At 45.4% G+C, this 8,123-nt stretch carries 3 protein-coding genes and 2 pseudogenes; 2 read left to right on the forward strand and 3 right to left on the reverse strand.

Features of this window, described 5'->3' with window-relative positions; all coding sequences use genetic code 11:
- Window positions 1-278: 278 nt before the first annotated feature.
- Window positions 279-464, reverse strand: a pseudogene (locus QZF50_RS21380) (integrase); the annotation flags it as partial.
- A gap of 222 nt (window positions 465-686) precedes the next feature.
- Here QZF50_RS21380 and tia point away from each other — a divergent pair.
- A complete protein-coding gene (tia, locus tag QZF50_RS21385; protein ID WP_061892651.1) occupies window positions 687-1,433 on the forward strand; it encodes an invasion outer membrane protein Tia in 747 nt (248 codons plus the stop codon).
- Window positions 1,434-1,607: 174 nt separating this feature from the next.
- Window positions 1,608-3,107: pseudogene (locus QZF50_RS21390) on the forward strand (phosphoethanolamine transferase).
- A 108-nt stretch (window positions 3,108-3,215) separates the two neighbouring features.
- Here the strand turns inward: QZF50_RS21390 and QZF50_RS21395 are convergent.
- Both QZF50_RS21395 and QZF50_RS21400 read right to left on the reverse strand, forming a co-directional pair.
- On the reverse strand, window positions 3,216-6,731 hold the full coding sequence (locus tag QZF50_RS21395; RefSeq protein WP_061892634.1) for an AAA domain-containing protein: 3,516 nt from the start codon (window positions 6,729-6,731) through the stop codon (window positions 3,216-3,218).
- Window positions 6,732-7,182: 451 nt separating this feature from the next.
- Window positions 7,183-8,123: site-specific integrase (locus tag QZF50_RS21400; RefSeq protein ID WP_242391612.1), on the reverse strand; the 941-nt coding region annotated here is incomplete at its 5' end.

Consider the following 8,123-nt stretch of genomic DNA (forward strand, 5'->3'; position numbering starts at 1 on the left):
ATCGAAGAGAGTGAAGTTATATTTCAAAAGTCTTCTTTACTGATGTAGATTTAGATTTAGATTTAGATTTAGATAGAGTCATCTAAACTTATTATTAGCTCAATTAAAAATTAATCAATAAGTTTTTAAAATTAATATAGTTGTATTGACCTTAACCGGAACTATCAAAACGATAGTTCCACTCCTTTGTTATCTACATAAATCTAGTAAAAATAGCCAACCAATCCTCCCTTTAAGGCAGGCTAAGTGGTTTTAATTTAGTAAATTTGATAAACAACTCACTCGCCATTACCCCGATTGATCTTCGCATAGTCAAACGGCGTAATCGCTCTTTCCCGATTGGCATCCAGAAAATCGCCCCACCACTGCAACATCAGCTTACGCTCATCCAGATATTCCGCTTTATGGATTATACGAGGCATGCACTGAGTTACGTCCATGTGGCTCATCTGACGTTCAGCCGCTTTATCTCGTGCTGTTCTGGTCTCAATACTTCCATGCCGTTGCAATTACCTCTTAAACCATTCCTTACCATTTTCATGTCTTCGATAAGAAATCTTCATCATGCATGATCGATTTTGTCGATCGATTCGATCGAATTTTCTCTTTTTACCCTGTCTTTTGCATGGTTTTAAAATAAGCAACCTTCTTTATCGGGTGGGTAAGAACCAACGGAGATGATTGAAATGAAAAAGATTATTGCTGTTTCAGCGCTTGCTATGGTGGGCGTATTTTCAGCCCAGGCTCTGGCTGATGAGAACAAAACTGGCTTTTATGTGACTGGTAAAGCCGGTGCATCAGTCGTGACTCAGACTGACCAGCGCTTCCGTCAGGACTTTGGGGATGATGTTTATAAGTATAAGGGCGGTGATAAAAACGATACTGTATTTGGTGCCGGCCTTGCGGTGGGCTATGATTTTTATCAACATTACAATGTTCCTGTGCGCACGGAAGTGGAATTCTATGGCCGCGGAGCTGCAGACTCCCGTTATACACTGGATACATGGCATTCTCCGATGGGGAATGGTGGTCGGGAAGACACACAGAACAGGCTCAGTGTGAATACCCTGATGGTGAACACGTATTATGATTTCAGAAACAGCAGTGCATTCACTCCATGGATATCTGTTGGCCTAGGTTATGCACGAGTACATCATAAGGCGACATATACTGATACCTCCTGGAATGAATCTGGCGAGATAAGTGATATTTCTGAGTTACATTACTCGGGATATGATAACAATTTAGCATGGAGCATTGGGGCCGGTGTTCGCTATGACGTAACCCCGGATATCGCTCTTGACCTCAGCTATCGCTATCTGGATGCTGGTAAATCCTCCCTGTCTTACAAGGATGCAGAAGAGGATAAATATAAATCAGAAGTTGACGTTAAAAGTCACGACATCATGTTTGGTGTGACTTATAACTTCTGACGACACTGCTCCTGAGCGATAATGACACATATTCAGTAATTAAGATATTTATATATCTTCTGCAACTAAACAGAAATACCCTGCAGTAATATATCGCAGGGTTATTTGTTTCACAGGAGATTTCTGGTTTTTATTATCTTATTCTCTTTATAATAATATTACCGATATATTCCGATGAATATCAGAAAACTGTTTTGTCCGGGCAATACACCCTGGATTTTATTGTTTTTATTCTTTTTTGTTGTTTCTGTCATAACCACAATTGCATGCGGATACACTGAGAAGAATGCCACCGGGAATGTGTTGCTGCTGTTCCTTCTTCTGCTTCTTGCACACAGAAATACCCTCACATCCATTACAGCGCTGTTATTTCTGTTCTGTTGTGCACTGTATGCGCCTGCCGGTATGACGTACGGTAAAATCAACAACAGTTTTATTGTCGCGTTGTTGTAGACCACAACTGATGAGGCAGCGGAGTTTACCGGGATGATTCCTGTTTATCATTTTCTGGTCAGTGCCGCGATTCTGGTATTCATGGTGATTTTCTGGCGAACACACCACCGCGGTTACCGTAACTGGCTGGCACTGCTGCTATTCGTATTATGCTCAGTAAACAGCTGGCCGTTGCGGATGGTTAAAGGAACTGTTGTGGGGACAACTGACACATTGCGTGAAATGCAGCATTATAAACAACTGAGTCAGCACGGGGCTGACAACTGGAAAATCCTGCCGGGTGTACCGTTGTATGACACGATTGTTATCGTTACTGGTGAGAGTGTGCGCAGGGATTATATGTCGGTATATGGTTATCCCGTGCCAACCACACCGTGGCTGAATACGGCTCCCGGTTTATTTATTGACGGCTATACATCGGCAGCAGCCAGTACCGTACCTTCCCTGAGCCGGACACTGATTTATGACTATGAGCAGAACCCTGATTCCGGCAACAACGTGGTGGCGCTGGCAGCAAAAGCAGGATACAGCACATGGTGGATATCCAATCAGGGAAAACTGGGAGAGCATGACACACGCATCTCTGTTATTGCTTCTGATGCGGAGCATACCGTTTTCTTCAAGAAAGGCAGCTTCGCTTCCCGTAAAACGGATGATATGTTGTTGTTACAGGAAACAGAACGTGCGCTGGCGGATACATCCTCTCCGAAGGTGATTTTCCTGCACATGATTGGCTCTCATCCGAATCCGTGTGACCGACTTAACTCCTGGCCGAATCATTACATGGCGCAGTATCCCCGAAAGATTGCCTGTTACCTCGCCAGCATCAGTAAACTGGATAACTTTCTCGGGCAGCTTGATGGTATCCTTCGCCGGCATTCCCGTCATTTTGCCATGCTTTACTTTTCTGACCATGGACTGTCAGTCAGCGACAGTACTAATCCTGTTCATCATGATGGCCATGTGCAGGGTGGCTACAGTGTTCCCCTGATTATTACCGCCAGTGACATCACGTCTCACCAGTCCGTCAGCAGAAAAATCAGTGCCCGTCATTTCGCAGGCATTTTTCAGTGGCTGACCGGCATTCGTACTGAAAATATACCGCCATTCAATCCGCTGACAGACGAAGATAATGAACCCGTTATGGTTTTTAACGGAGAGAGGAATGTACCGGCAGACAGTCTGAAACCGCAGCCTCTGATTCTTCCGGACAGAAGATAATCATGTCGGTATGAATGTTATAATTAAGGACTGTGCAATAATAGCCATTCCATTCAGCCATCTTACGCTCGAAAACGATCAATAAGATGGCTACTCACCATTCCTGCTCTAAACCTGACGCCTCTCAAGACTATTATAAATAGCCTCAATCTCACCCTTCAGGTTATCACCGCAATAAACCATTGAGGTATCGTATCGTTCATATCGCGCTTCCCGTGTCGCACTAAACCAGTTGAACGATCCCACGCACAGCAAACCATCATCACCAATAACAATTTTGCTATGAACACGGTTTACCAGCTTTGTAGCAATACCCAGCGCATTCAGTTTCTCCAGCGCCGCTTTAAAGTTCTGCTGCTTCTCTTTTCGCTTCTCAAAATCATTATGTTCAGTGTTGTAGCTTCTGTCAGTGACTATCGTGACGTTAATTCCACGTGAACACGCCGCAATCATGGAATCAAGAAAACCGGTTTGCTCCAGCCTTTGCCAGGTCAGCCATGGAGAAACTATCGTGATGTGTTTACTGGTATTTTCAAATGTCTGATTCAGGAAATTATCATGTTGCTCCACACCATGAAGTGTGTAGATTTTGGTCCCGGAGGTTTTTAAATCCTTACGCTCTTTATAATCAAAAGAGAGCGCATTCTTCTCTGACTCAAAGAGGTATTTTGCCAGTAATCCCCGTGGAGATGAGGCTGGCTGGACCTCAAACAGGTCCATATCGCCGAAGACCAGAAAACTGTCCTTCGCACGGGAGACTGCAACATTCAGCATGCTGTTATCGCTATCAATAAACCCGCCGTCTTCATGTTTTGAATAGACTGGCGAGAATATCACAATCGCTCTTTCCGCTCCCTGAAGAGAGTGCACGGTGCCCACTGTGAGCGACTTTTCATTCGCGCCTGTACTGATACCTTGTTTTCCCAGCGCCTGTTTGATAGTGGATACCTGAGCGCTAAAAGGCGTCACGATACCGACAACTTCATGAAGCGATTTACCGTAATGCGCTTCAATATTTTGCTGGTTCTCTGCCAACCAGACCGCTATCGTTTCAGCCTCAAGCAAATTATATCGACTTCCACTACTTGCCAGCTCTCCTTTACCATCAATATGGAGATACCCCATTGCGGGCATTAAATTGCTCTCTTCACGCCCTCTTTTAGGCAACAACTTACCGTGATAGCAGAGCGTATTACAGTATCCAATAATATTGTCGTAGCACCGGCGGTGTTCATATAGGTACATACCACGAGCCAGTTCGGGATCATATTGATAGCGCGAAGCAAACTGCGCTATTTTCATAACGCTGCCAGATGCGGCACTTTTACCAAGGTCTGCGATTGCCGTATATTTCTCGGTAATCTCTTCTTGCGTACTGCCAGACAGAATTTTTTCCGCCAGCATGTTACCGATATCAATCGCAGGAGCAATACTCCATATTGGCGGGATCTGCTCCGTATCGCCAATCACTAATGCCTTCTTAGCTAATGCAAACGAGGCAGCAGCCACTTCAGGAAGCACCTGCCCGGCTTCATCGACAATGAGTAAATCGGCAAAATCATACAAATAACTTTTCTCGAATTTACACTGTCCTTTGTGCTCACTTATCTGCATATTGCCGGGCAGCATATAGCATGTCATCACCACACATGGAGTGAGTTTCATTCGACGTTGCCAACGGGCGGTTACCCCTTTAGCGCCTTTTTTCTTCTTCTCTTCCTGCAGATCATCAATGCTGGCCATATCCATCAGCCAACGACCTTCCCAGTAGTGAGTCGTCAGTAAAAATGCAGGGAAGCGAATCTGCGTATCAGCCAGTTCATCGGCCTGTGAGAAGCTCAGTTCCTCGTCGCCCTCATACCCTAAATCAAGAGCCAGTCTCTGCCACTCCTGAACCGCCTGCTGTTCTTTAAGAATGATTTCATGGGCGGAGTCAATCTGCTGCCGGTATGTTGTTTGCTCGCGCTCAGCGGAATTGAGCAGCCCATCAATATTACGTTCGATAGTTTCAGGATCAGACCATTGATTTCCTGCAATCAGCGTACCTAATTTATCTTCGAGAAACAGCTGTATTTGGTACTGTCGCTTACTGCGAACCGCCGGAAGCCAGGAAAATAATGAATAGAGCAGTGATTCACCGGCGCGATATTTTTTCCATTCCGTTTTAGCACTCTTCAGTAGAGTGATTTTTTGTTCTTGTCCGGAAAGTAATTTATTTAAATTATTGAGATATTGCTCAATATCATTAGCAATAAGCTCACGCGCAGCCCGAATCTGGCTTAACGTTTGCCATGTTGCGTTCAGTCTTATCAGTTGCTCGGATTTTGCTGCCAACTGACCATGCAGGAGTTCAATGACCTTTTCAGGGGATGAACACTCTTTTTCAGGAAAGGCTGCCTTAGCCTTTTCCAGATAAAACAGCAGTGCATCTTCTACATACTCTTTTGACTCAACCTGGTTGAAGAAATCTTCAGTTTGATATTTTTTGGCTGCTTCAGCTTTACGGCTGCTTGAGGGAAAATAAGCGCCGAAGCTTTTCAGCTCTGGCAACCATCGCCCGGCCATCGCACCTGAACCTTGCGAAAAGTCTTTCCCGAATGCCTCAATAATGTTCGTTACAGCCTGGTTATTCGTTGAAGTCGCGATAATAACCGGAGGCTCAGATTTTTCGAGAGCCGCTCTGGCCCACTGCGTGGCGATGATAGAAAGCACCAGCGTGGTTTTTCCGGTTCCAGGAGGGCCATTAACAGCAAGGATATCGCCATGTTTAGCATCCAGAAAATGGCTTAAGGCATCGCGCTGAGCCTTTGCCAGCGGAAACTTATCTCCGGAGTGTCCAAGCCTGTCGCTGAATTTTGCTCCAGGGGCCAGCAAAGACTCTGCAGCATGAACCTCTCGCGAGGCGAATCGATTGAAGAGTGGCACATCCTTATTGCAAACAAGCAGGTGATCATAAAGAGAAAGGATATGGAAACTGGCACCGCCAGATTGCGCCGTTTTAACAATATAACCGTGCTCAGCGAGTTCATATTGCTCAGGATTTTTAATCCAGTCGCCGGCAACGTTCTTCAGCAGCCTCTCTGAATCATCCAGATATTGACGCCACTCCTGCTGCAAGGCTGCATATCGTTCTTCCCGTTCTTCATCCGTTTCGGCAGTCTTATCAACGCTGTCATCAAAGTTGATAGAGAACGTGGTATGGGTCGTCTTGTATTTGTCATACTGCCCAATCTCACCAATCGAAAATGCTCCTTTTGGCAAAGGTTCAAGCAGGTCTCTGGGAATGGAGGTCGCTGGCGTCGGATATAAAAAACCCTCACGGCTTAGCAAGGCTGGCGTCACTATCGGGGTAACAATATCAGGCGCACCTGCAGAACGGTCCTTACCATGCTGCAGTAACCGGAAATAAACTTTTGGGCGCAAGATGACATCGACCGTTTCGACATCGTCTTTTTCTCCCTTAAAAAATTTACTGACAATCGCTTCGTCAAGACGTCCCGCCGCTATCCCATGCCAATGAGTGAAATTTTTGGCGTCTTTCCGTTCAAAACTGCCCTTTCCTGACTCAGCATCCGCAAGCGAGTTGCGCCAGTATGAGGCAAACCCTAAAGCATTTTCATCCATTACCAGTCCTGTGACTCAATGAAATCCATTGATTTATCGAATATAAAACCACCATATGGACAACTATTGTCCATATTGAAAAAGTTGGATGCAATGTTTTGTTTATAATTCGGTATCAAATGTACTGGTTGTACAAGGTTCAGAACGCAAGCACATTCAACAGTACGTCAGGACTATTGATTTCATAACAGTGAATACATTTTTTACCGTTTATAATGACTGCCTGTGTTGGACAAGGATACCAGAACAGCCGAAAACACCGGGGGTTATTACCTGCTCTCATGGAAACCAGATATTCCTGGTGCTAATCACAGTCATAAATAGCCTGAAGAACATGACGAAGGGACTTTAATGGAAGCCGGAGTAACTTGCCAGAACATCAATCTTCGTCATCATTTACAAAGAAAAATAATCAGTTAAAGCAGTCCGGGCAATCAGCCCGGACTGCTTACTATTTTAATGGATTGTTAATCTTTGCATATTCAAACGGGCTGATACCCTTATCTCTGTTCGCATCCAGAAAATCTGCCCACCACTGTAGCATCAGTCGACGTTCTTCCAGATGTTCTGCTTTATGGATATACGCAGCACGTACACCATTACGCTCCTGATGGCTCATCTGACGTTCCACAGCATCGCGGGACCACAAACCTGATTCAATCAATGCACTGCACGCCATCGCCCGGAATCCATGGCCACAGACATCCTGGGTTGTGTCATACCCCATCACCCTCAGGGCTTTATTTACAGTATTTTCACTGATTGGTTTACGCGGGTCATGTGCTCCCGTAAAGATCAGACCATTTTCACCAGCCCATGTCTGTAGTTCTGTCAGTATGGCTACAGCCTGTTTGCTGAGTGGCACAAGGTGTGGTGTTCGCATCTTGGAGCCCCGGTGTGAGAATTTTACGCCTGGCAGGGGTTCGCGTTCGGCTGGAATAGTCCACATGGCATTGTCAATATCAATTTCAGACCAGCGGGCGTATCTGAGTTCACTGGAACGAATAAAAACCAGTAAATTCAGCATAACGGCAAGCTGGGTGACAGGTTGCCCCTTGTAACTGCCAATACGCGACAAAAGTTCAGGCAGGCGAGAAAGATCAAGAGCGGGGCGATGCTGGCGTTTTACCGTAGTCAATGCGCCAGCCATATCCAGAGCAGGATTATATCTGATGATGCCAGACTGTACGGCATAACGCATTACGGCAGATATTCTTTGCTGCAGACGACTGGCGATTTCATAAATTTGTTTAGCTTCTGCAGCACGAACAGGGATAAGCAGATCCGGGGTATTGAGTGTTGTGATATCCCGGTTGCCGATAAAGGGGAAAACGTGAGTCTCGAGGCTTTTGAGTACTTTATCGCTGTGTGATTGTGCCCATTGTTTATTAC

This window comes from uncultured Escherichia sp. (genome assembly GCF_948475835.1).
In the GTDB taxonomy this organism is placed as follows: Bacteria; Pseudomonadota; Gammaproteobacteria; order Enterobacterales; family Enterobacteriaceae; genus ECMA0423.

Coding starts and splice junctions, on each gene's coding strand:
- tia (WP_061892651.1), top strand. CDS start 687: ATGAAAAAGATTATTGCTGTTTCAGCGCTTGCTATGGTGGGCGTATTT.
- QZF50_RS21395 (WP_061892634.1), bottom strand. CDS start 6,731: ATGGATGAAAATGCTTTAGGGTTTGCCTCATACTGGCGCAACTCGCTT.